This window comes from Streptococcus mitis (assembly GCF_002096845.1).
GTDB lineage: Bacteria > Bacillota > Bacilli > Lactobacillales > Streptococcaceae > Streptococcus > Streptococcus mitis_A.
Genome location: NZ_NCVK01000002.1, coordinates 1 through 24956, shown reverse-complemented (window position 1 = coordinate 24956; position 24956 = coordinate 1). Strand labels below are relative to the sequence as shown.

Here is a 24956-nt window from a genome sequence, read left to right as displayed (position 1 = left end):
AAATAAGACTCTGAAAGGAAGAGCACATGGCACACGAAAATGTCATTGAGATGCGTGATATTACCAAGGTGTTTGGTGAATTTGTTGCCAACGACAAAATCAACCTGCACCTACGAAAAGGTGAAATTCATGCACTTTTAGGAGAAAATGGGGCTGGTAAGTCCACGCTCATGAACATGTTAGCAGGGCTTCTTGAACCAACTAGTGGTGAAATCGCGGTCAACGGTCAAGTTGTCAACCTCGACTCCCCATCTAAAGCAGCTGACTTGGGAATCGGAATGGTTCACCAGCACTTTATGTTGGTAGAGGCTTTCACGGTGGCTGAAAACATTATTTTAGGAAGTGAATTGACTAAAAATGGTGTACTAGATATCGCTGGAGCTAGCAAAGAAATCAAGGCTCTTTCTGAACGTTATGGCTTAGCTGTGGACCCTTCTGCCAAGGTAGCAGACATCTCAGTTGGAGCCCAACAACGTGTAGAAATTTTAAAAACCCTTTATCGGGGAGCTGATATTCTTATTTTTGACGAGCCAACGGCTGTTTTGACTCCATCAGAAATTGAGGAGTTGATGGCTATTATGAAAAATCTTGTCAAAGAAGGAAAATCAATTATCTTGATTACTCACAAGTTGGACGAGATTCGCGCAGTTTCTGACCGCGTTACAGTTATCCGTCGTGGGAAATCAATTGAAACCGTCAAAATTGCAGGGGCTACTAATGCTGATTTGGCAGAAATGATGGTAGGACGTTCTGTTTCCTTTAAAACAGAGAAACAAGCCTCTCAACCAAAAGAAGTGGTCTTGTCAATCAAAGATTTGGTGGTCAATGAAAACCGTGGTGTTCCAGCTGTGAAAAATCTGTCCTTGGATGTTCGTGCTGGAGAGATTGTTGGTATTGCGGGGATTGATGGAAATGGTCAGTCTGAACTCATTCAAGCCATCACAGGTCTTCGCAAGGTTGAATCTGGTAGCATTGAGCTAAAAGGAGATTCAATTGTAGGCTTGCACCCACGTCAGATTACAGAGTTGAGTGTTGGGCACGTTCCAGAAGACCGTCACCGTGATGGCTTGATTTTGGAAATGATGATTTCTGAAAATATTGCCCTTCAAACTTACTATAAAGAACCACATAGTAAAAATGGAATTTTGAACTATTCAAATATTACTTCTTATGCTAAAAAGCTAATGGAAGAATTTGATGTTCGTGCTGCCAGTGAATTTGTTCCTGCAGCTGCACTCTCAGGAGGAAATCAACAAAAAGCAATTATTGCTCGTGAAATTGATCGTGATCCTGATCTTCTTATCGTCAGCCAGCCAACTCGTGGGTTGGATGTCGGTGCCATTGAATATATCCACAAACGCTTGATTGAAGAGCGTGATAATGGGAAGGCTGTCCTTGTTGTCAGCTTTGAATTGGATGAGATTTTAAACGTCTCAGACCGTATTGCCGTTATCCACGATGGTAAGATTCAAGGTATTGTATCACCAGAAACAACCAATAAACAAGAACTTGGTGTCTTGATGGCGGGTGGAAACTTGGGAAAGGAGAAGAGTGATGTCTAAAAAATTACAACAAATTTCGGTTCCCTTGATTTCTGTCTTCCTAGGAATTTTACTTGGAGCCATTGTCATGTGGATCTTCGGTTATGATGCTATTTGGGGCTACGAAGAATTGTTCTATACAGCCTTTGGTAGCCTGCGTGGGATTGGAGAAATCTTCCGTGCCATGGGGCCTTTGGTCTTGATTGGTCTTGGTTTTGCTGTTGCCAGTCGCGCTGGTTTCTTTAACGTCGGGCTTCCTGGTCAGGCTTTGGCTGGTTGGATTCTCAGTGGTTGGTTTGCCCTGTCGCATCTAGATATGCCACGTCCCTTGATGATTCTAGCAACCATCGTGATTGCCTTGATTGCTGGTGGGATTGTCGGAGCGATTCCAGGTATTCTGAGAGCCTATCTGGGGACGTCAGAGGTTATCGTAACCATTATGATGAACTACATTGTCTTGTATGTAGGAAATGCCTTTATCCATGCTTTCCCTAAAGACTTCATGCAAAGTACAGATTCGACCATTCGTGTTGGGGCTAATGCAACCTATCAGACACCTTGGTTGGCTGAGTTGACTGGTAACTCGCGGATGAATATTGGTATTTTCTTTGCCATCATTGCCGTTGCAGTCATTTGGTTCATGCTCAAGAAAACGACTCTTGGTTTTGAAATCCGTGCGGTTGGTCTTAATCCACATGCTTCAGAATATGCTGGTATTTCTGCCAAACGGACTATTATTCTATCAATGATTATTTCAGGTGCCTTGGCAGGTCTTGGTGGAGCTGTTGAAGGGCTTGGAACCTTCCAGAACGTCTATGTTCAAGGGGCGTCATTGGCTGTTGGATTTAACGGGATGGCAGTTAGTCTGCTTGCAGCCAACTCACCAATCGGTATTCTCTTTGCAGCCTTCCTATTTGGTGTTCTCCAAGTTGGAGCCCCTGGTATGAATGCGGCGCAGGTACCGTCTGAGCTTGTCAGCATTGTAACAGCTTCTATTATCTTCTTTGTCAGTGTTCATTATCTTATCGAACGCTTTGTCAAACCGAAAAAACAAGTTAAAGGAGGTAAGTAAAGATGTCTATTACAACCTTGCTCACCCTCTTGGTGTCTTCTATGCTGATTTACTCAGCACCCCTCATCTTTACAAGTATTGGTGGTGTTTTCTCTGAACGTGGTGGTGTGGTCAACGTCGGCCTTGAAGGAATTATGGTTATGGGTGCCTTTTCTGGGGTTGTCTTTAACCTTGAATTTGCAGAACAATTTGGAGCAGCAACTCCATGGCTATCCTTGCTTGTAGCAGGATTGGTTGGAGGTCTTTTCTCCATCATCCACGCAGCAGCAACGGTTCATTTCCGTGCAGACCATGTTGTCAGCGGTACGGTATTGAACTTGATGGCGCCAGCCTTGGCTGTTTTCTTGGTTAAAGTTCTTTATAACAAAGGACAAACCGACAACCTAAGTCAAACTTTTGGACGTTTTGACTTCCCAGTCTTGGCAAATATCCCAGTGATTGGTGATATCTTCTTCAAGTCAACTAGTCTTCTTGGTTATCTGGCGATTGCCTTCTCGTTCCTTGCTTGGTTTATCCTCTTCAAGACTCGCTTTGGTCTTCGTCTTCGCTCTGTCGGTGAACACCCTCAAGCAGCGGATACTTTGGGAATCAATGTCTACAAGATGAGATATTTAGGGGTTATTATTTCCGGTTTCCTAGGTGGAATTGGTGGAGCGATTTATGCTCAATCAATCTCAGTTAACTTCTCAGTAACAACTATTGTTGGACCTGGATTTATCGCTCTTGCTGCGATGATCTTCGGAAAATGGAATCCAATCGGAGCCATGCTTTCTAGTCTTTTCTTTGGACTTTCACAAAGTTTGGCTGTTATCGGTTCTCAATTGCCATTCCTACAAGGAGTTCCTGCGGTTTATCTTCAAATCGCACCTTATGTTTTGACAATTCTAGTCTTGGCAGCCTTCTTTGGAAAAGCAGTTGCACCAAAAGCAGATGGTATCAACTATATCAAATCAAAATAAGCATACAAAAAAACGTCAGTTCTGTTCAAACTGGCGTTTTATTTTTTAGGATGTTGGTGGGTCAAGTTTAATCCCCAAGGGACAAGATTTTCAGTTTTATTTTTGATACGTGTGATATTATCCTTATGACGAATGATAATCAAACTAGCCAGTGCTAGGATAATAGCGATGAAGAGAGTATCATAGTGACTCAGGATAAAACCAAAAAGTGGAAAGAGTAGAACTCCGACGACAGCTGCGATAGATGCAGTGACACTAGAGAGTGAAATCATACTACCAAGATAGAGGGTCCCAAAGAAAACAACTGCTAGGTAGAGACAGAAGACAGGCGCAAATCCGAAAATCACTCCCGCACTGGTTGCGACAGCCTTGCCACCCTTAAATCCTGCAAAGATAGGGAAGGTATGACCAATAACAGCCAAAAGTCCAAAGATGAGAGGCGAAACGCCTTGCAGATGAAACATAATCGGAAGAAGCGTTGCTAGGGTTCCTTTGAAAAAGTCAATTACAAAGGTTGCCATACCAGCTTTCTTGCCTAAAATGCGGAAGGTATTGGTTGTTCCAGTATTTCCAGAACCATGTTCACGCAGATTGATTTGAAAGAATACTTGTCCAATCCAGAGACCAGACGGAATCGAACCCAGCAGATAGGCTAGGATTAATAAAACTATTGTAATCATACTCCTATTATATCATGAAATGGAGAAGAAAGGCAGAGAATCTCTTCTAAAATTGTCACACCGGAGAAAGAAAAATTTTGCAAAATCCTTGGAAAACCTGTAGAATAGTAAAGATGAACGAATAGGAGGTTCCTTGTGTCAAAAAAGGAAATCAATATTAATAATTATAATGATGATGCCATTCAGGTGCTAGAAGGGTTGGATGCGGTCCGAAAACGTCCAGGGATGTATATCGGATCGACCGATGGAGCTGGTCTCCACCACCTAGTCTGGGAAATCGTCGATAATGCTGTCGATGAGGCTTTGTCTGGATTTGGTGATCGTATTGATGTGACCATCAATAAAGATGGGAGTTTGACTGTACAAGACCATGGACGTGGGATGCCGACAGGGATGCACGCTATGGGAATTCCAACCGTTGAGGTTATCTTTACCATTCTTCACGCCGGAGGAAAATTCGGTCAAGGAGGATATAAAACTTCTGGTGGTCTCCACGGGGTTGGATCTTCCGTTGTAAACGCCCTATCTAGTTGGCTGGAGGTTGAAATTACTCGTGATGGTGCAATCTACAAGCAACGTTTTGAAAATGGTGGCAAGCCAGTTACCACTCTAGAAAAGGTTGGAACGGCACCTAAGTCTAAAACAGGTACCAAGGTTACTTTTATGCCTGATGCGACAATCTTTTCTACGACAGACTTCAAGTACAACACCATTTCAGAACGTCTCAATGAGTCAGCCTTTCTCTTGAAAAATGTGACCTTGTCATTAACGGACAAGCGAACAGATGAAGCGATTGAGTTCCACTATGAGAATGGGGTACAAGACTTTGTTTCTTATCTGAACGAAGATAAGGAGATCTTGACACCTGTTCTATACTTTGAAGGGGAAGACAATGGTTTCCAAGTGGAAGTGGCCCTCCAGTACAATGATGGTTTCTCAGATAACATCTTGTCCTTTGTTAATAACGTTCGTACCAAGGACGGTGGAACGCACGAGACAGGACTCAAGTCTGCCATTACCAAGGTCATGAATGACTACGCGCGTAAGACAGGTCTTCTCAAGGAAAAAGATAAGAACCTAGAAGGTTCAGACTATCGTGAGGGACTAGCAGCTGTTCTTTCTATTCTTGTTCCTGAAGAACACCTTCAGTTTGAAGGTCAGACTAAGGATAAACTTGGAAGTCCTCTAGCTCGTCCGGTTGTGGATGGAATTGTAGCTGATAAGTTGACTTTCTTCCTTATGGAAAATGGGGAACTAGCTTCAAATCTTATTCGCAAAGCCATCAAGGCCCGTGATGCTCGTGAAGCAGCACGTAAGGCGCGTGATGAGAGCCGTAATGGTAAGAAAAATAAAAAAGACAAGGGCTTGCTGTCTGGGAAATTGACCCCAGCCCAATCTAAGAATCCTGCTAAGAATGAACTCTATCTAGTCGAGGGGGACTCTGCCGGTGGCTCTGCCAAGCAAGGCCGTGACCGTAAGTTCCAGGCTATCTTGCCCCTTCGAGGTAAGGTTATCAATACAGCCAAAGCCAAGATGGCGGATATCCTCAAAAATGAAGAAATCAATACCATGATTTATACTATAGGTGCGGGTGTTGGAGCAGATTTTTCTATTGAGGATGCCAACTATGATAAGATCATTATCATGACCGATGCGGATACGGATGGTGCCCACATTCAGACCTTGCTCTTGACATTTTTCTACCGCTACATGCGTCCTCTTGTCGAGGCAGGACATGTCTATATCGCCCTTCCGCCTCTTTACAAGATGTCAAAAGGTAAAGGCAAGAAGGAAGAAGTAGCTTACGCATGGACGGACGGGGAACTAGAAGAACTCCGTAAACAGTTCGGTAAAGGCGCTACCCTCCAACGCTACAAGGGGCTTGGTGAGATGAACGCGGACCAGCTCTGGGAAACAACTATGAATCCAGAAACTCGTACTCTTATCCGTGTCACGATCGAAGACTTGGCTCGCGCTGAACGCCGCGTAAACGTCCTCATGGGAGACAAGGTCGAACCACGCCGTAAGTGGATTGAGGATAATGTCAAGTTTACGCTGGAAGAAGCGACAGTATTTTAAGTCACTTTTTAATGAATGGGTATCAACATGAGAACTGAAGCAGAAATGTTCGATGTAATTTTAAAGACTGCCGAAACCTTACAAGTCAAAGCTGTCGCTATGTCTGGTTCACGGACAAACCAAAATGTTCCAAAAGATGAATTTCAAGACTACGATGTGGTCTATGTCGTGGATGATTTTGATAATCTGACGAGTGACCTTTCTTGGTTGGACTATTTCGGAAAACGAATTATAGAGCAAGAGGTTGTTCTTGACCATCGTCGTCTTTATCTCATGCTCTTTGAAGATGGTAATCGTATTGATTTGACTCTCTGCCCCAAAGACCACATCCAAGAGTGGGTGGATAGTGAGGCAGGATTCACTGTTTTAGAAGATCCAGAACATTTATTTGAACCCTATTCTCAAAATCTAGAGCGTTACTGGACAAGCCCAGCTACTGAAACGAATTTTGTAAAATCCTGCAATGAATTTTGGTGGGTGTCAGCCTACGTGGTTAAAGGGATTTGTCGGAATCAGCTCATCTACGCGACTGACCATCTCTACGGCATTTGTCAACAAGAATTCTTGAAAATTTTGGCTTGGCAGGTTGCAAGTGATAGGGGGAAAGTCGATATCGGCAAGAACTACAAGTATCTCTTCAACTATTTACCTGCTGAGAAAGAGAAGGAATTCTCAAGTCTACTTGATTTCGCAAGTTTAGATAAAATCATTCAGTCTTTATTGGCTACGATGCAACTTTTCCATAGAGAAGCTCAAAAACTTGCTCAAAAGCTGGGCTTTGACTACGATAAAGAAGTGGCGGAGAAGATGATTGAGTATGCTGAGGAAAGAGTGAAGAAGTTTGGGAATAACTGGAAAAACGAAAAAGCGAGAGGAGGAGACTCATGATTGAAAAAGTGGAACGCCTCATTACAGAGATTAATCGTATTCATCGAGAATATTCTAAAGATTATTTTGAAACGGGTAAGGTGGAAAAAATCAATCTCAAGCATACCTTTTCAAAAGTTCCGACTAAAGCGATTTTGGCCTACCGTCTGAATTTACATGAGTCAATTAATGACTATCTGATGAAAGCGGATGTCCAAGATATTGCCTATGTTTATCGTGTCAAAACTTCTGAGTCTATTTTAGATAAAATTACACGTTTTTCTGAGCGTCAAGAGGGCTATCCTGTGAATTCCATTCTTAATGATATTTTTGGTGCTCGTATGATTTTAAGTTCCAAAGAGATAGCTCAAGTTATGGAGAAACTAGATGATTGGCAAGAGCTGTACGGACTAAAAAACTGGTATTTACGAGATAAAGACGGCTATGTCGGTATTCATATCTATTTTAAAAATAAAAGTAATTTTTATTACCCATGGGAACTTCAACTTTGGGATAGGAAAGATGTAGATAGCAATATCGTCAGTCATATCAAGTATAAACGAGGATTTGTGAAGTAGACATTTCAAGTGGAAATGACGATACAGGAATTGGGTGAAACTCACTTACTCTATATTTTTTTCATAGTATTTACTCTACATTCTTCGAAAGGAGTTGAACACGCCCTAAATGCTATGTGAAATTTCTTATTAATTGAAGCAACACATTTTAAACACATTAAACTACAGAAAGAGTCATTTAGTTATTTGTAGTAACTGAACACGGGACTAATTTTATTCGGAAAAAAGTCAAATCGTCTTGACTTCATCCATCCCTACGTCGATTTTCTATTTTTCTACAGACAGTTTTGGCAAGCCAAATCGTCCCTTTATATCTTAACTGAACACCTTTTCTGTAAAAACCTACTCTATATTCTTTGAAAGGAGTTAAACACGCCCTAAATGATGCGTAAAAAAGATAAATTCTCTGCTGAGCTTGCTTACTTCAAGAATTTTCTATTTTCACTTGATATTTTACGGGCTCTGTATCCTATATGAGTAACATTCAAAATATGTCCCTAGAGGACATCATGGGAGAGCGCTTTGGTCGCTACTCCAAGTACATTATTCAAGACCGGGCCTTGCCAGATATTCGTGATGGCTTGAAGCCGGTTCAGCGTCGCATTCTTTATTCTATGAATAAGGATGGCAATACCTTTGACAAGAGCTACCGTAAGTCGGCTAAGTCTGTCGGTAATATCATGGGGAATTTCCACCCACATGGTGACAGTTCTATCTATGATGCCATGGTTCGTATGTCACAGGACTGGAAAAACCGTGAGATTCTAGTTGAAATGCATGGTAATAACGGTTCTATGGACGGTGATCCGCCTGCGGCTATGCGTTATACCGAGGCACGTTTGTCTGAGATTGCTGGCTATCTTCTTCAGGATATCGAGAAAAAAACAGTTCCTTTTGCTTGGAACTTTGACGATACCGAGAAAGAACCGACGGTTTTGCCAGCAGCCTTTCCAAACCTCTTAGTTAATGGTTCGACTGGGATTTCGGCTGGATATGCCACAGATATTCCACCTCATAATTTGGCTGAGGTTATTGATGCGGTGGTTTACATGATTGACCACCCAACTGCCAAGGTAGATAAACTAATGGAATTCTTGCCTGGACCAGACTTCCCGACAGGAGGAATTATTCAGGGCCGTGACGAAATCAAGAAGGCTTACGAAACTGGGAAAGGGCGTGTGGTTGTTCGTTCCAAGACTGAGATTGAAAAGCTAAAAGGTGGTAAGGAACAAATCGTTATTACTGAGATTCCTTATGAAATCAATAAGGCTAATCTGGTCAAAAAAATCGATGATGTTCGTGTCAATAACAAAGTTGCAGGTATTGCTGAGGTTCGTGATGAGTCTGACCGTGATGGTCTACGTATCGCTATCGAACTCAAGAAAGACGCCAATACGGAGCTTGTTCTTAATTATCTTTTCAAATATACAGACCTGCAAATCAACTACAACTTTAACATGGTGGCGATTGACAATTTCACGCCTCGTCAGGTTGGGATCGTTCCAATCTTGTCTAGCTACATCGCCCACCGTCGCGAAGTGATTTTGGCGCGTTCCCGCTTTGACAAGGAAAAGGCTGAGAAACGTCTCCATATCGTCGAAGGTTTGATTCGTGTGATTTCGATCTTGGATGAAGTCATTGCTCTTATCCGTGCTTCTGAGAATAAGGCGGACGCCAAGGAAAACCTCAAAGTTAGCTATGATTTTACGGAAGAACAGGCTGAGGCTATCGTTACCTTGCAACTATACCGTTTGACCAATACCGATGTGGTTGTCTTGCAGGGAGAAGAAGCAGAACTGCGTGAAAAGATTGCCATGCTGGCGGCGATTATCGGTGATGAGCGGACTATGTATAATCTCATGAAGAAAGAACTTCGTGAGGTTAAGAAGAAGTTTGCGACTCCTCGTTTGAGTACTTTAGAAGACACAGCAAAAGTAATTGAGATTGATACAGCTAGTCTTATCGCCGAGGAAGATACCTACGTCAGCGTGACAAAGGCAGGTTACATCAAGCGTACTAGTCCACGTTCCTTTGCGGCTTCAACGCTGGAAGAAATGGGCAAACGTGATGACGATCGTTTGATTTTTGTTCAAGCTGTCAAGACTACCCAGCATCTCTTGATGTTTACGACACTTGGAAATGTCATTTATCGACCAATCCATGAATTAGCAGATATTCGCTGGAAGGATATCGGCGAGCATCTGAGCCAGACCATTACAAACTTTGAAACGAATGAAGAAATCCTTTATGTTGAAGTAGTGGATCAGTTTGATGATGCGACAACCTACTTTGTAGCGACTCGTCTCGGTCAAATCAAGCGGGTAGAACGTAAAGAGTTTACTCCATGGCGAACCTACAAGTCTAAGTCTGTCAAGTATGCTAAGCTCAAAGACGAGACAGACCAGATTGTAGCAGTAGCTCCGATTAAACTCGATGATGTTCTCTTGATTAGTCAAAATGGTTATGCCCTTCGTTTCAATATTGAAGAGGTTCCGATTGTCGGTGCTAGGGCGGCAGGGGTCAAGGCTATGAATCTGAAAGAAGATGACATCCTCCAATCTGCCTTTATCTGTAACACTTCATCCTTCTACCTTTTGACCCAGCGTGGAAGTTTAAAACGTGTTTCCATTGAGGAAATTCCAGCAACTAGCCGTGCCAAACGAGGACTACAAGTCTTGCGTGAGTTGAAAAACAAACCACATCGAGTCTTCTTAGCAGGAGCAGTTGCAGAGCAAGGATTTGTTGGTGATCTCTTTAGTACAGAAGTGGATGGGAACGATCAAACTCTGCTTGTCCAATCTAACAAAGGCACGATCTATGAAAGCCGATTACAAGATTTGAATCTATCAGAACGCACAAGTAACGGTAGCTTTATATCAGACACCATTTCTGATGAAGAAGTTTTTGATGCCTATCTTCAGGAACCTTATACAGAATTTGAATCTAAGAAATGATAAAAAACAATGAAAAGCTTTTCATTGAGAAATTTGTTAAGCCATAGATTTAAGACTTGAGTTTGATTATATATACAAAAAACGAACAGTGCTGATTCCCAACTGATAGGGACTTAGGCCTGCTTTCATTGGTATAGACCGCTATCGATTTGAATGTGAAATTAGTAACATATGAGCAACTATACAAGTTTTCCTAATAAAAAATAATAATTTTTAAGAAAACAATTGCATCTATAATATTTTTATGTTATACTTTTGTTGTTTAAAGAAAGCGCGTTCTATAAATAGTTTATTCAAATATAAAAGGAGTTTTGTATGTCTCAAAACAAACAAGATAAAGGATTTCGTTTTTCTATTCGTAAACGTAGCGTTGGAGTATGTGGCGTTGCCATTGCAACATTTTTACTAGGTTCTGGACTAATTTTTCAATCAAATGTAGTAAAAGCGACAGAGCCAAGTGTAGCTGCAGTTGCTGGTGAAAATATTGCTGCTCATAAACCTGCGAGTCAGAGTTCAATTGCTTATGGAGGAGATGCTTCTAGAGCAGTTGACGGCAATCGTGATAACGCATGGAGCCACCGTTCTGTTACCCATACAGATTTTCAAGATCATTCTTGGTGGAAAGTAGATTTAGAGAAAGAAGAATCAGTAGGAATTGTTCGTATTTACAATCGTGGAGATGGAGATGTAGCAAATCGTTTATCTAATTTTGATGTTATTTTATTGGACAAAGATGGAAATGAAGTAACTTATGATAAGGATGGAATTGAAAGCATTCGCTCACGTCAATGGGAGCATAACGGTCAGAACAGAACTGCTGGCTTCCAAACGGAGCTTCAATTTAAAGGAAATGTACGTAATATACGCGTGAAGATTCAAGAAAAAACAGGTCTTGTTTGGGAACCATGGCGTACAGTTTACAATCGTACAGACCTTCCTCTTGTTCAAAAACGTACCATTGTTAACTCAGGTACAACAATCAGACCAAAATACGATGAAAAAGTTGAAAACAACTAATTTTTCACTTGTAAAAGGAATCAGTTCTAAGAGCTGGTTCTTTTTCTTTCTAATACTCCTCTGTAATCAAAAATCAACAAAGATAGTCAATTATTTCTTATCAATCCATTAATTAGAGTTCCAGTTTTATCCTATCTACTTTTTGACTTTTTTATTTTTTCCTAAAAATGGAGTTTTAGGTCAGCCTTTTGAAGAAAAATTATTAATGGGGTGAAAATTGGTAAATCTGAGCATAATTTCTTGTAAAAAATTCTAAAATCCTTTAAAATAAAAGAGTTGGAGGAATTTATGAATGTAAATCAGATTGTACGGATTATTCCTACTTTAAAAGTTAATAATAGAAAATTAAATGAAACATTTTATATTGAAACCCTTGGCATGAAGGCCTTGTTAGAAGAGTCAGCCTTTCTGTCACTAGGTGATCAAACAGGTCTAGAAAAGCTGGTTTTAGAAGAAGCTCCAAGTATGCGCACTCGTAAGGTAGAGGGAAGAAAAAAACTAGCTAGATTGATTGTCAAGGTGGAAAATCCCTTAGAAATCGAGGCCTTATTAGCTAAAACAGATTCGATTCATCGATTATATAAAGGTCAAAATGGCTACGCTTTTGAAATTTTCTCACCAGAAGATGATTTGATTTTGATTCATGCGGAAGATGATAGAGAAAGTTTAGTAGAAGTAGGAGAAAAGCCAGAATTTCAAACAGATCTGGAGTCAATTTCTTTAAGTAAATTTGAAATTTCTATGGAATTACACCTCCCAACTGATGTTGATAGTTTCTTGGAGCCATCTGAAGTTGGAGAATCCCTTGATTTTATTCCAGCTCAGGGGCAGGATCTGACTGTGGACAATGCGATTACTTGGGACTTATCGATGCTTAAGTTCTTGGTCAATGAACTAGATATAGCAAGTCTGCGCCAGAAATTTGAGTCTACTGAATATTTTATTCCTAAGTCTGAAAAATTCTTCCTTGGAAAAGATAGAAATAATGTTGAATTGTGGTTTGAAGAAGTATGAAGTGGACCCAGATTATTAAAAAAATAGAAGAACAAATCGAGGCAGGGATTTATCCCGGAGCCTCTTTTGCGTATTTTAAGGACAATCAATGGACGGAGTTCTATTTAGGTCAGAGTGACCCAGAGCATGGCTTGCAGACTGAGTCAGGACTAGTTTATGACCTAGCTAGTGTCAGCAAGGTTGTTGGGGTTGGCACCGTTTTTACCTTCTTGTGGGAAAACGGTCAATTAGATATTGACAGACCAGTAACCGATTTTTTACCTGAAAGTGATTATCCAGATATCACTATTCGCCAGCTCTTAACTCACGCTACAAATCTTGATCCTTTTATTCCCAATAGAGATCTTTTAGCAGCTTCTGAATTAAAGGAAGCTATGTTTCATCTCAACAGACGAAGCCAGCCAGCCTTTCTTTATTCGGATGTTCATTTTTTACTTTTGGGTTTTATTTTGGAAAGAATCTTTAATCAAGACTTGGATGTGATTTTACAAGAACAAGTTTTGAAACCTTGGGAAATGAAGGAAACCAAGTTTGGCCCTGTTGAGCTTGCTGTTCCAACAGTTAGAGGTGTAGAGGCAGGTATGGTACATGATCCCAAGGCTCGCCTTCTGGGTAGACATGCTGGTAGTGCTGGTTTGTTTTCGACTGTAAAGGATTTACAAATCTTTTTAGAACACTATTTAGCAGATGATTTTGCAAGAGACTTAAGTCAAAATTTTTCTCCTTTGGATGACAAGGAACGTTCTTTGGCATGGAATTTGGAAGGAGATTGGCTAGACCATACGGGCTATACAGGTACCTTTATCATGTGGAATCGTCAGAAGCAAGAAGCGGCCATTTTCCTATCGAATCGTACCTATGAAAAGGATGAGAGGGCTCAATGGATTTTAGACCGTAATCAAGTGATGGACTTGATTCGCAAAGAAGAGTAAGGAGAGACATGTCAAATATTTTAAAAGGGACTTTACTAACAGTTGTGGCTGGTATTGCTTGGGGCTTGTCAGGAACGAGTGGCCAATACCTGATGGCGCACGGAATTTCGGCTCTGGTTTTGACCAACTTGCGTCTTTTAATCGCTGGTGGAATTCTCATGCTCTTAGCTTATGCTACTGCAAAGGATAAAATGCTGGCCTTTTTAACGGATAAGAAGAGTTTGCTGTCTCTTCTCATTTTTGCTCTAATTGGCCTCTTCCTCAATCAATTTGCCTATCTAACTGCTATTCAGGAAACCAATGCAGGAACCGCGACGGTGCTTCAGTATGTTTGTCCTGTCGGGATTTTGATTTATAGCTGTATCAAGGATAAGGTGGCGCCGACACTGGGAGAGATTGTTTCTATCATATTAGCCATCGGAGGAACCTTCCTGATCGCAACACATGGGCAGTTGGACCAGTTATCCATGACACCTTCTGGCTTATTCTGGGGGCTCTTTTCTGCTCTGACTTACGCCCTGTATATCATTTTGCCCATAACCTTGATTAAGAAGTGGGGGAGCAGTTTGGTCATTGGTGTGGGAATGGTCATAGCAGGTTTGGTTGCCCTTCCTTTTACAGGGGTTCTACAGACCAATATACCGACTAGTCTTGATTTTCTCCTTGCATTTGCAGGTATTATCCTTATCGGGACTGTCTTTGCCTATACAGCCTTTCTAAAAGGAGCCAGTCTGATTGGGCCGGTCAAGTCAAGTTTGTTGGCTTCAATTGAGCCAATTTCGGCTGTTTTCTTTGCCTTCCTAATCATGAATGAACAATTTTATCCCATTGATTTTCTTGGCATGGCAATGATTTTAATTGCAGTAACTCTGATTTCTTTGAAAGATTTACTCTTAGAAAAATAAAAAAGACTCTTTGTCCGTGACAGAGAGTTTTTGCGTAGTATTTTATACTCAATGAAAATCAAAGAGCAAACTAGGAAACTAGCCGCAGGCTGTACTTGAGTACGGCAAGGCGACGTTGACACGTTTTGAATTTGATTTTCGAAGAGTATTAATTGTTTTCAAGATAAAATTCAAAGCGTTCGCCTACATACTGACTTTTCACGTATTCAAAAGCAGTACCATCTTCTAGGTAAGAAACCTGAGTTAAACCAAGAATAGCATGTCCTTTTTCAACTTCCAAATAGTGGGCAATTTTTTCTTTAGCGAGGCGAGCATAAATAGTCTGCTGTGATTTACCAATACGGTAGCCATGTTTTTGCAAGGTTTGGAAGAAATGACTGGTGATTTCTTCTTTTTTAAAGTCCTTAATGAATTTTTCAGGAATAGAAGCAACTTCATAAACCAGAGGAACTTGGTCGGCATAGCGAACACGTTCCATTCGGATAATGTTTTCGGTTGGAGAAATTCCTAACTTGGCAACTTCCTGCTCATTGGGAATGGTTTTTCTGTAGGAAATGAGTTGACTAGAGGGAATTTTGCCTTGGGACTTAACAATTTCAGTAAAACTGGTTGTCCCTCGCATCTTTTCTTGTACCCGAGTACTGGAAACAAAGGTGCCGCTTCCTACACGACGCTCTAAAACGCCTTCTTCGACTAATAGAGATACAGCTTGGCGGAGGGTCATGCGACTGACCTCAAATTGTTCAGCCAAATCTCTTTCACTCGGCAACCTCTCACCAATGGCCCAACGGTGCTCGTCAATATCCTTTTTAATCTGATCATGGATTTTCATATAAGCGGGTAGCATGTTTTTCACTTCATTTCTATCTTTTCTCTATTGTACCTCAATAAACTAGAAAAAGTCAATCTTCGCCTTGTTTATACTCTTCGAAAATCAAATTCAAACCACGTCAGCGTCGCCTTACCGTACTCAAGTACAGCCTGCGGCTAGCTTCCTAGTTTGCTCTTTGATTTTCATTGAGTATTAGTTGGTAATTCGCCCTTATTTGTGATAGAATATTGGAAAAGATATTTCTTTTGAGAAAGGAAAAAGATGAGCAACATTTCAACTGATTTGCAAGATGTCGAAAAAATCATCGTATTGGATTATGGTAGCCAATACAACCAGCTGATTTCACGCCGTATCCGTGAGATTGGTGTTTTTTCAGAACTAAAGAGCCATAAAATTTCAGCTGCTGAAGTTCGTGAAATCAATCCTGTAGGAATCATCCTTTCAGGTGGTCCAAACTCTGTATACGAAGATGGTTCATTTGATATTGACCCAGAAATCTTCGAACTTGGAATTCCAATTTTGGGAATCTGTTACGGTATGCAGTTATTAACCCATAAACTTGGAGGAAAAGTTGTTCCTGCAGGTGATGCTGGAAATCGTGAATACGGTCAATCAACTCTTACTCACACACCATCAGCGCTTTTTGAATCAACACCTGATGAACAAACTGTATTGATGAGCCATGGTGATGCAGTTACTGAAATTCCTTCTGACTTTGTTCGTACAGGTACATCAGCTGACTGCCCATATGCAGCCATTGAAAACCCAGATAAACACATTTACGGTATCCAATTCCACCCAGAAGTTCGCCATTCTGTATACGGAAATGATATCCTTCGTAACTTTGCCCTTAACATCTGTAAAGCTAAAGGCGACTGGTCAATGGATAACTTCATTGATATGCAGATTCAAAAAATCCGTGAAACCGTCGGTGATAAACGTGTCCTTCTTGGCCTTTCAGGTGGGGTTGACTCATCTGTCGTTGGAGTTCTTCTCCAAAAGGCTATTGGCGATCAATTGATCTGTATCTTCGTAGACCACGGTCTTCTTCGTAAAGGAGAAGCGGACCAAGTTATGGACATGCTTGGTGGTAAGTTTGGTTTGAATATCGTCAAAGCAGACGCTGCTAAACGTTTCCTTGACAAACTTGCTGGCGTTTCTGACCCTGAACAAAAACGTAAAATCATCGGTAACGAGTTTGTGTATGTATTCGATGACGAAGCAAGCAAGCTCAAAGATGTGAAATTCCTTGCTCAAGGTACCTTATATACAGACGTTATCGAGTCTGGTACAGATACAGCTCAAACTATCAAGTCACACCACAACGTGGGTGGTCTTCCAGAAGATATGCAATTTGAATTGATCGAACCACTCAACACTCTCTATAAAGACGAAGTTCGTGCCCTTGGTACAGAGCTTGGTATGCCAGACCATATCGTATGGCGCCAACCATTCCCAGGACCAGGACTTGCGATCCGTGTCATGGGTGAAATAACTGAAGAAAAACTTGAAACAGTTCGCGAATCAGACGCTATCCTCCGTGAAGAAATTGCCAAAGCTGGCCTTGACCGCGATATCTGGCAATACTTCACTGTTAACACAGGCGTTCGTTCAGTTGGGGTTATGGGTGACGGTCGTACGTACGACTACACGATTGCAATCCGTGCTATCACCTCTATCGATGGTATGACTGCTGATTTTGCCAAAATTCCATGGGAAGTACTTCAAAAAATCTCAGTACGTATCGTAAACGAAGTGGATCACGTTAACCGTATCGTATATGATATTACAAGTAAACCACCTGCAACAGTAGAGTGGGAATAATATAGAAAGTAAAAATGAATGTTTTACACCGATTCTATCGGGTTTCTAGAAGTTAGAATGGTATAAATTTATCTTTTTAGAAAAGTTACCCCGCCAATTTTCCCGCCAAACTTGGCAAATAGATTACAAAAAACTCTCTTAGTGTGAATATGTACTAAGAGAGTTTTTTGTATATAAATTATCTTCTACAACAAATTAGAAAGATATTTAGCCTTTTCTTTTGATATGCCAAAATTAAGATTACGATGACCTTGGAATAAGGTATCAAAAGTAATGAATGATAGAAAATTATTGAGTAGGTAACTAATCGGACTTTCTCCGACTGCAGTTAGCTCAACTTTTCGTTTATCCCCTAAATCTGATATAGTAACTAAGACTTGCCAACATGTATATCTACTTAAACCTGGGTGCTTCATGTAATCAAAAAAATTTCCCTGTCCAGAGTATGAAATTTCTTCAGAACTTTGCCGTTCAACACTACCGTTCAATTGTTTTGTAGCATTATACAGTATTTCTTCTATCTCAAACTTACTTAATTCACTATAAATTTGATTTGATTGTAAATTAAATTTTGTCATTGTAGTATTCTCCTTTTTGATTAGTATTTTTCCAGCTCTCTTTCTAATTCGAGCTCCTTAATTCTATCTTGTAATATTGTGTTTGAATGATGTAAGCTATAAATTTGGTCTTGCATTCTTTTAGAATTGTATTCATTTGAATAATAGTGAATAGCTTGTTGCAAATTTGATGCAATATCAGCGTTCAAAAAATATCGTATACCTGAGACATGATTGTATGTTCTAAATTCAGTTGGAATGGAATAGTACTCTTTTCGCAAAGTAGATAATAATTTTTTCTTTTCTTCTCTATATTTTTCCTGAGTCGTATTTAGCATTTTATCGTATTTTATTTTCTCTTTAATAATTCTGATTTTATCTGCTACATATAGTATTACAGATAAAATCCAAATGAATATGAGAATTTCTGAAGTATAAAAGAATAGTGATACAACGAGCAAGAAAAGAACAATAGCACCGTGTATTCGTTTTTTTGTAGCTTCAAATTTTACTTTATGAAGATTAACCTCAAGTTCATTAAAATGTTCATCAAGTTTAGAAATTTTATCTATTTCTTCTTCTGCAATTTCCAGAGTTCGATGTGCCATCTCTTTGGTAGTTGGTTTAGGAACTGTTTTCTTTTCTTCAAGTTGTTGGGTGGGCACTTCACTATTATCATCATACCTTGATTGAAGGTAGGTTAGAATGGCAAGTCCTCTAGTATAAATAATTTGATTACTAATTCTTACATATTCCTCAAAATTATCAATTTCAGATAATCGAATTAAATATCCGTCATCATCAAAAAATACAGTTAGGAAATTCTCAGATAGAAATGTCTCAAAATCTTTAAATTGGTCAAAATATTCTTTCTCATCTAAAATTGCTTTTTTAAACTCATCGTCTGGAGTCAATGTACCATCATATAAATCCCATATTACTGATAAAGCAAGGTCAAAATAATCATTATATGGAGACTGTGCTCTTTTAGGATTTATTCTTCCTTTTGGGAAAATTCCAAAATTTCCTATTTGATAATTGTTACAAATCTGATAAACTTTTTTTTCTTTATTATCAAGTTCAAACTCGAAAGGAAAATCATCGTCATGTTCAGTATATGATTTTATAATATTAAGAATCTCGTGTTGTTTATCTCTTGATAAGTTACTATATGATTTTCCATAATATTTTCGAAAAATTGCTGTACGATATGTTATAAGAGTATCGCCACTATGTACTTTATCATCATACCATTCAAAAATGTCTTTATATATTAATTTTATCAATTCAGAACGGTCAGGCTCATCTCCTTGCAATAAGAAACTGAATTTTATTGCTTTTTCTTTGTCTGAAATATATTCTTGCACACTTTTAAATGGGAAAGTCTGAAAATCTTCAAGTTTCAATATAAAATCCTCCAATCAATAACTCTCCCTCTAATTATAGTCAATTTATTGAGTATAGTCAATAGATTAATAACGATAAAATGAAATTATCTATTTAGAAAAGAGATGAGAACGATGATTTCATATAAACCCTTCTACGAGACTTTGTTTAAACAAGGAAAAACAGAATACGAATTAATTTTTCACCACGGTCTATCCAGCAATACACTACATAGAATGAAAAAAGGAAAACCAATAACTACAGCTACATTAGATACCCTATGTTTTATTTTGAACTGCAATGTGTATGATGTAATTACTTATATTCCAGATGATATAGAAGAAGTTTAAATATATGTCAAGTAAGCAATTCAATAATTCATGTAAGGAAAAATTTCCTAACTCATGTCATTTTATTTTTAAAAAATGTTCACAAAGAATCCAAGAGAAATACAAAGATTTAAAACTCAAAAGACATATTGATTTACATTCAGATGAAAAACTTATTGGGAAAATATTAAATTACTCCAATTTATCTGATTTAAGTAGGAACAATCCCTATTTAATCACTCCCAGTGTATTGAAATACTTTGTTAATGAAGAACATTATTTTAATGATGAGAATGAAGTATTATGGGGCTGTGATATAGACGAATATTTAGAAGATTTCTTTATTGAAATGATTCTTGATATTCAAGAAATTCCAGAATATTCTAAGCACTTATTGAATTTATCACTAACAAATACAGAGGATATAAAAGAATATTTTCAACAACATTTTCCTTTAGCAAGTTCTTCTTACAATGAATTAAAAGATAAATTTATTGATTTTACCTATAATCAGTTTGATACTATAGAAATTTTAGAAAATGATTCAGTATTTTTATTTAGAAAAAAAGACTCTGTCACACTATCACATAAAAATAAGGAATCTTATCTTAGCTACCAGAAACTTCCAGAAAAGTTGGATTTATTAGCAAAGTATATTTTATTACCAATAATAGATAAACTAACACTCGAAAGTTTAATTTATCGTAAATGATACAATTTTTATTTAGTACTGTATAGCATATTTTCCCCACTTCGCGTGGGGATTTTTTTGTTGTCAAAAAATTTTTATCCCCACATTTCAACTAATTAAAAATGAGACAATATGACTGTCAAGGAGGTCATGAACTGCTTGATAAAATTAATTTAGTGTGCACACAAAGATAAAGAGGTAACAAATGGAAAATAATTTTGGAAAAGTGAGTTTTAACTCACCAAGCTTGAAAAATCTACTAATTGGTACGTCCAATGTAGAACATACTCCTACTAGTGCTTTTGTTATTGAATGTAGAGATGTTCCTAAACGTAATGAAAAAAATGAAGTCATTGATGGAACAATAAGTAAAAAAGTTTTATTGGCTCTTCAGCCAGAAATTGTTAAGGCTATTCAAGAGGTTGGTGGAGATTTAAGTAGCATAAAACCTTTCACTATTGAGATATACAACGATGAATCTTTTTTAAAAAAAATTAATAATGAGTTAATCATTGCTAAAACAATAGATTTAGAAGGAGCATTATTAGCGTTAAAATGGGTATCTGATGGTCGAAATGGTGGTGCGTACCGAGAATTCAAACTCATTATTTCAGAAATAAAGTTATCGGGTGCTAAATCATGATAGTATCTAAAATAAAAAGGAAACTTAGTAAATATGATTGTCGTGAATATACCCCTACTTACTTATCTGTTTCAGAAACTATAGAAAGCCGTAAAGAAAGGCAGTACTCTCTTATTAAGAAACTGTTAAAGGTGTTCCTAATATCTGTTATTATTACCTTTCTTTCATCACATTTTCCTTTATTAAGCACTATCTACAAGATAAGTATTGTTATATCTTCTGTTCTGTTAGCTATTTTTATATGGTATATTGTAGTAAAATTCTTATTTTCTACTTATTCTCCTATATGGAAGTACAGATTTTTAAGCATTCTTAGACTTGCAACAGAACGTTTAGACCTAATTCAACTTCCCTTTAATAAAATACAGATAAAAACAGTTGAATGGAAATTTTATAAAGAAAATGAAAGGATTATAATTGAACTCAATCCTTCAGGGACAATTCCTAATATTCAGCAAGTAAAAGAAATAACAAGGCGGTTGACCGAATTTCTTATTCAGACTACCTATAGAGAATGGAATCTTTTAGAATCCACTATAGAGAAGAATATTATTGTTCTTAAATACGGAGAGAATCCAATGAGATATTCTGTAAGTGAATTATTTGAGATAGCCGATGACGATTACTGTATCAATTACTCTCCTATAAAACTATATAATGACATTCGCTTTGATATAGCTAGCGAGGCTTGCCACCAGATTGTTATAGCCCCTAGCGGAGCAGGAAAATCACTTTATCTTGCTGCTCTTGCTGGTATGCTAATTAAACAGGGGCATTCTGTGAGTTTAATTGACGCAAAACGAACTTCTTTAGGTGCAACCTTTGAAAACCTCGGTATTCCTGTTGCACGTACAGCAGAAGAGATTGTTCTACTTCTTGAGCAAATGGTTTTTGAAATGCAAGATACCTACAAACGTTATTTCTCTTTTTCTTCAGTTGATTTTTCAACTACTTATAGTGATTTCTCACTTCCAGCCCATTATCTTATATTTGATGAGGTGCTTGCAGCCTTAGAATCTGGCACACCTTCCCAACAAAAGGAGATGGTTAGATTGCTAAAAATACTTGCCCTAAAATCACGAGCTTCCGGACGTGGTTTACTCATCTTGGCAAGCCAAAAATTACTTGCTTCAGATTTACCACGTGCAGTAACCGAACAGTGCCAGACAAGAATTATTTTAGGAAGTGAATCAAGCATATCCGAAGAAACGTTTTACAGTGTCATGGGTAAAGAGAAAAGAGACCTTTTGGCGGAGTACAGAGGAGGAGTTGGAAAAGGATATATTTTAACTCCGAGAACAAACGGAATAAAATATTTTGAGACTCCATATTTTGATTTAGATTCAATAGATTTCAAAGATAAAATAAGGGACTTTCAAACTATTCCAAGAAAGCAGATAGAATGAACTAACTATCTAGTGAGCCGGCTTGCCCATAAGCAAGCCAGGGCTCGCTAGATGTGTATATTAGCCTGCTACTTGACATGCAGGCATGATAAGCGGAGGACTAATGACTAGAGAATTATATAACACAAAAATAATTCAATATAATCCAAATACTTTCGAGGTCATATACTATCGAAAACCAAAATTTAGAAGACTAGGAGAAACCGATACTACAGTATCTAATACTTTTAAAAGTCCAAGTGAAAAAGAACTCTATCAGCAAGCCAATAGGATAAAAAGGCGTATTCGTCACTACATGCTGTGCAATGATTTCGATTTATTTTGGACATTAACTTTTAACGACGAAAAAATCAATTCCCATGATTATTTAATCGTAAAAAAGAAAATACGCGCTTGGCTCAAAGCTCAGCGTGAAAAATATGGAAAATTTCACTATATTTTCATACCAGAATTACACAAAAATGGACGGCTTCATTTTCATGGAGTAACAGGCGGTTTTAGTCCAAAATTAACAAAAGCAAGAAATACTAAAACTGGTCGATTGATAAAAAAGAATGGCAAGCAAGTCTATAATGTTGATTCATATCAATTAGGATTTAGTACCGTTACAAAAATCGATTCTTCTGAAAAAGTTGCTAACTACATTACAAAATATATCACAAAAGATTTACTAGCTATTCCAAGTGGATATAAACAGCCAAAATATTTTTCATCTCGTGGTTTAATAAAACCGATAGTAAGCTATGAAAATTTAGAAAGAAATTATTTTGAGGGATTAACCCCCAGTTTTTCAGTAGGTCATTTAGATAATCTTGAGTACAAAGAAGATATTGCGATTTACAATCTATCAATAGATGACAATGGGGAGGTTATTCAAAATTCAACTGATACAAGAATAAAAATCAGAAGGGAACAGTAAGCGTATGAAATCATTGATTAGTAAAGACGACTTGATAAAACTAGGATATAAGAAACATACTGCAATTAGTATTATTCAAGCGGTAAAGCAGGATTTGGTGTATAATAAAGGTATACCATTCTACAATAACCGTAGACTTGGACTAGTCCCACGGGAAAGAGTAGAAAACCTTATCGGTGTAAAACTAGATGAGGAATAACAAATGGCAAAAACACGTTATAGCGGTGTGTTTGTTGATACGAAAGGAAAATATTTCTATGAAACAGAGCTAGGTATTGATAGAATCAGTGGTAAACGTATTAGAAAGAAAAGTAGAAAAGATAGCAACGGTAAGCCTTTTTCTACTGCCAGAGAGGCGTATTTAGAATTGACTCGGGTAAAACGAGAGTATCACAAAGCTCATACTTACGCTAATTACAATATGACTGTCAAGCAGTTTATTTTAGATTGTTATATACCATATTATAAATCGTATGTGGAAGAAAGTACTTATGCTGTCAGAATCAAAAATCTTGAAAAGATTGCTGAACGATTTTATAACAAGACACTACGTGGTTTGACTATTGAAGATATTCAAAACTATCGGATATGGTTACTGTCAAGTAAAGATGAAAACGGTTCTGGCTACTCTCAAGCCTACGCTAGTCTAATCTTTGGTATGTTTAGAAAGTCTCTTGATTATGCTGTAGAAATGGGTTATTTGGAAACTAATATCTCTAAGAAAGCCAAAGCTATTCCGAAAGGAAAGGCTATCGTTCCATACTGGACTAAAGTAGAATTTGAGCGTGTTATTGCTCAAATCTGTCTTGATGATTTTTATGAACATCTTAATTTCGTTATGCTTTGGACTTTTTTCATGACAGGTATTCGAGTAAATGAAGGAATGGCACTTTGGTGGAATGATATTGATTTCGATAAAAAGCGTATGCGTGTTCATCATATGCTTATTCTAAAATCAAGAAAAAACTGGCAAAGAAATGCCTATACCAAAACAAGTGATGGCAAACGTATTATTTCCCTAGATGATGATACGATTTCTATTTTAAAGCGTTGGAAAGACAGACAGAAAGAAATTGGTTTAGGCAATGAAACTGATTTTATATTTACATATGATAGCCTTCCAATGATAAAATCTACACTAGCTAGAATTATTCAACGATATTCTGAACTAGCTAATGTAAAGCGAATACAGGGAAAAGGACTTCGTCATAGTAACGCTTCTTATTTGATAAACGAGTTTAATGTATCTGTCTTGATTTTGTCGAAAAGGTTAGGTCATTCTAGCCCAGAAATTACTTTGAAACATTACTCACACCTTTGGCGTGGAGCTGACGAATCTATTGCTGAAATAATGAGTGGGAATATATCCATACATACAGCTCCAAAAACAAAAATTCAATTCAACGGGAATCAAAATCTAAAAAGATAACCCCGCCAGAAATCCCGCCAAATATATTTAAAAGGCATTATAAACCTTAATAAATCAAGGTTTTCTGGCACTAAACCTATGAAATTTTTAATTGAGTGGGAGTAGTCATCTAAGGACTAATTTATATATTTTTACGAGCCAGTATCATTGGATACTGGTTTTTACCTTTCTAGACTTTTTGGCTACTTGTTAAATTGGTTTATATTCGATAGTTTAACAATTACTATACAAAGCTTAAAATATTAGAAGCTAAATTCCCAAACTAAGTTCCACCGCTAATCCAAGTGGAAGTTAGTCTGATAAAAATTGTAAAAACCAGTGGAAATCCGTGTCAGGGTAAGT

23 protein-coding genes are annotated in these 24956 nt (G+C 38.1%); 19 read left to right on the top strand and 4 right to left on the bottom strand.

Translation table 11 applies throughout. The features are described 5' to 3' along the window. The first annotated feature begins 26 nt into the window (after positions 1–26). The 3 genes from B7695_RS00475 to B7695_RS00465 are packed head-to-tail and all read left to right on the top strand — an operon-like array spanning position 27 to position 3572. The gene (locus tag B7695_RS00475) at positions 27–1562 is read left to right on the top strand and encodes an ABC transporter ATP-binding protein (protein WP_084889283.1); all 1536 of its coding nucleotides are present in this window, start codon (positions 27–29) and stop codon (positions 1560–1562) included. Next, on the top strand, positions 1555–2613 hold the full coding sequence (locus B7695_RS00470) for an ABC transporter permease (protein ID WP_084889282.1): 1059 nt from the start codon (positions 1555–1557) through the stop codon (positions 2611–2613). Before B7695_RS00475 ends, B7695_RS00470 begins: the two co-directional genes overlap by 8 nt. 2 nt (positions 2614–2615) lie before the next feature. Next, on the top strand, positions 2616–3572 hold the full coding sequence (locus B7695_RS00465) for an ABC transporter permease (RefSeq protein ID WP_000029124.1): 957 nt from the start codon (positions 2616–2618) through the stop codon (positions 3570–3572). Between the two features lie 38 nt (positions 3573–3610). Here B7695_RS00465 and plsY read toward each other — a convergent pair whose 3' ends face one another. Continuing rightward, the gene (plsY, locus tag B7695_RS00460; protein WP_084889281.1) at positions 3611–4252 is read right to left on the bottom strand and encodes a glycerol-3-phosphate 1-O-acyltransferase PlsY; all 642 of its coding nucleotides are present in this window, start codon (positions 4250–4252) and stop codon (positions 3611–3613) included. A gap of 135 nt (positions 4253–4387) precedes the next feature. Between plsY and parE the strand changes: the two genes are divergently transcribed. The 8 genes from parE to B7695_RS00420 all read left to right on the top strand — a co-directional run bounded on the left by parE (position 4388) and on the right by B7695_RS00420 (position 14598). After that, positions 4388–6331, top strand: a complete 1944-nt coding sequence (gene parE, locus B7695_RS00455) for a DNA topoisomerase IV subunit B (protein WP_084889280.1) — start codon at positions 4388–4390, stop codon at positions 6329–6331. A 27-nt stretch (positions 6332–6358) separates the two neighbouring features. Continuing rightward, entirely contained in the window at positions 6359–7219 is an 861-nt protein-coding gene (locus B7695_RS00450) for an aminoglycoside 6-adenylyltransferase (protein WP_084889312.1), read from the top strand. Then, positions 7216–7776 (top strand): nucleotidyltransferase family protein, encoded by a 561-nt coding sequence (locus B7695_RS00445; RefSeq protein ID WP_084889279.1) that lies wholly within the window; start codon positions 7216–7218, stop codon positions 7774–7776. Before B7695_RS00450 ends, B7695_RS00445 begins: the two co-directional genes overlap by 4 nt. A gap of 473 nt (positions 7777–8249) precedes the next feature. Then, a complete protein-coding gene (gene parC / locus B7695_RS00440) occupies positions 8250–10730 on the top strand; it encodes a DNA topoisomerase IV subunit A (protein WP_084889278.1) in 2481 nt (826 codons plus the stop codon). Positions 10731–11045: 315 nt separating this feature from the next. Next, positions 11046–11747, top strand: coding sequence for a thiol-activated cytolysin C-terminal domain-containing protein (locus B7695_RS00435; protein ID WP_084889277.1), 702 nt, complete (start codon positions 11046–11048; stop codon positions 11745–11747). A gap of 288 nt (positions 11748–12035) precedes the next feature. Further along, positions 12036–12761, top strand: coding sequence for a CppA family protein (locus B7695_RS00430; RefSeq protein ID WP_084889276.1), 726 nt, complete (start codon positions 12036–12038; stop codon positions 12759–12761). Next, positions 12758–13693, top strand: coding sequence for a serine hydrolase domain-containing protein (locus B7695_RS00425; protein WP_084889275.1), 936 nt, complete (start codon positions 12758–12760; stop codon positions 13691–13693). The genes B7695_RS00430 and B7695_RS00425 overlap by 4 nt, the downstream gene beginning before the upstream one ends. An 8-nt stretch (positions 13694–13701) precedes the next feature. Continuing rightward, positions 13702–14598, top strand: coding sequence for a DMT family transporter (locus B7695_RS00420; protein WP_084889274.1), 897 nt, complete (start codon positions 13702–13704; stop codon positions 14596–14598). A 148-nt stretch (positions 14599–14746) separates the two neighbouring features. On the opposite strand, the gene B7695_RS00415 is transcribed toward B7695_RS00420, so the two are convergent. Then, positions 14747–15445: a GntR family transcriptional regulator gene (locus tag B7695_RS00415; protein WP_084889273.1), complete on the bottom strand. Its 699-nt coding sequence runs from the start codon at positions 15443–15445 to the stop codon at positions 14747–14749. Between the two features lie 246 nt (positions 15446–15691). On the opposite strand from B7695_RS00415, the gene guaA reads away from it, so the two are divergent. Next, positions 15692–17254, top strand: coding sequence for a glutamine-hydrolyzing GMP synthase (gene guaA, locus B7695_RS00405; RefSeq protein ID WP_041171154.1), 1563 nt, complete (start codon positions 15692–15694; stop codon positions 17252–17254). A 185-nt stretch (positions 17255–17439) separates the two neighbouring features. On the opposite strand, the gene B7695_RS00400 is transcribed toward guaA, so the two are convergent. Both B7695_RS00400 and B7695_RS00395 read right to left on the bottom strand, forming a co-directional pair. Continuing rightward, complete coding sequence (locus B7695_RS00400; RefSeq protein WP_070479298.1) at positions 17440–17832, bottom strand: hypothetical protein; 393 nt, start codon at positions 17830–17832, stop codon at positions 17440–17442. 20 nt (positions 17833–17852) lie between these two features. Next, positions 17853–19217, bottom strand: coding sequence for a DUF6994 family protein (locus B7695_RS00395; protein WP_084889272.1), 1365 nt, complete (start codon positions 19215–19217; stop codon positions 17853–17855). A gap of 114 nt (positions 19218–19331) precedes the next feature. Between B7695_RS00395 and B7695_RS00390 the strand changes: the two genes are divergently transcribed. From B7695_RS00390 to B7695_RS00360, 7 genes are all read left to right on the top strand, one after another. Then, positions 19332–19547: a helix-turn-helix domain-containing protein gene (locus tag B7695_RS00390; protein ID WP_000626832.1), complete on the top strand. Its 216-nt coding sequence runs from the start codon at positions 19332–19334 to the stop codon at positions 19545–19547. A gap of 4 nt (positions 19548–19551) precedes the next feature. Continuing rightward, a complete protein-coding gene (locus B7695_RS00385; protein ID WP_084889271.1) occupies positions 19552–20238 on the top strand; it encodes a hypothetical protein in 687 nt (228 codons plus the stop codon). 184 nt (positions 20239–20422) lie between these two features. Further along, positions 20423–20860 carry a hypothetical protein gene (locus B7695_RS00380; protein ID WP_001863907.1) on the top strand — a complete coding sequence of 146 codons (438 nt, stop codon included), beginning with the start codon at positions 20423–20425 and terminating at the stop codon, positions 20858–20860. Then, positions 20857–22266: a cell division protein FtsK gene (locus B7695_RS00375; RefSeq protein ID WP_084889270.1), complete on the top strand. Its 1410-nt coding sequence runs from the start codon at positions 20857–20859 to the stop codon at positions 22264–22266. The genes B7695_RS00380 and B7695_RS00375 overlap by 4 nt, the downstream gene beginning before the upstream one ends. 103 nt (positions 22267–22369) lie before the next feature. Next, complete coding sequence (locus tag B7695_RS00370; RefSeq protein WP_070479308.1) at positions 22370–23185, top strand: rolling circle replication-associated protein; 816 nt, start codon at positions 22370–22372, stop codon at positions 23183–23185. A gap of 4 nt (positions 23186–23189) precedes the next feature. After that, positions 23190–23384, top strand: coding sequence for a DUF3173 family protein (locus B7695_RS00365; protein ID WP_070479310.1), 195 nt, complete (start codon positions 23190–23192; stop codon positions 23382–23384). A gap of 3 nt (positions 23385–23387) precedes the next feature. Next, positions 23388–24614, top strand: coding sequence for a tyrosine-type recombinase/integrase (locus tag B7695_RS00360; protein ID WP_016398787.1), 1227 nt, complete (start codon positions 23388–23390; stop codon positions 24612–24614). Positions 24615–24956 lie beyond the last annotated feature (342 nt).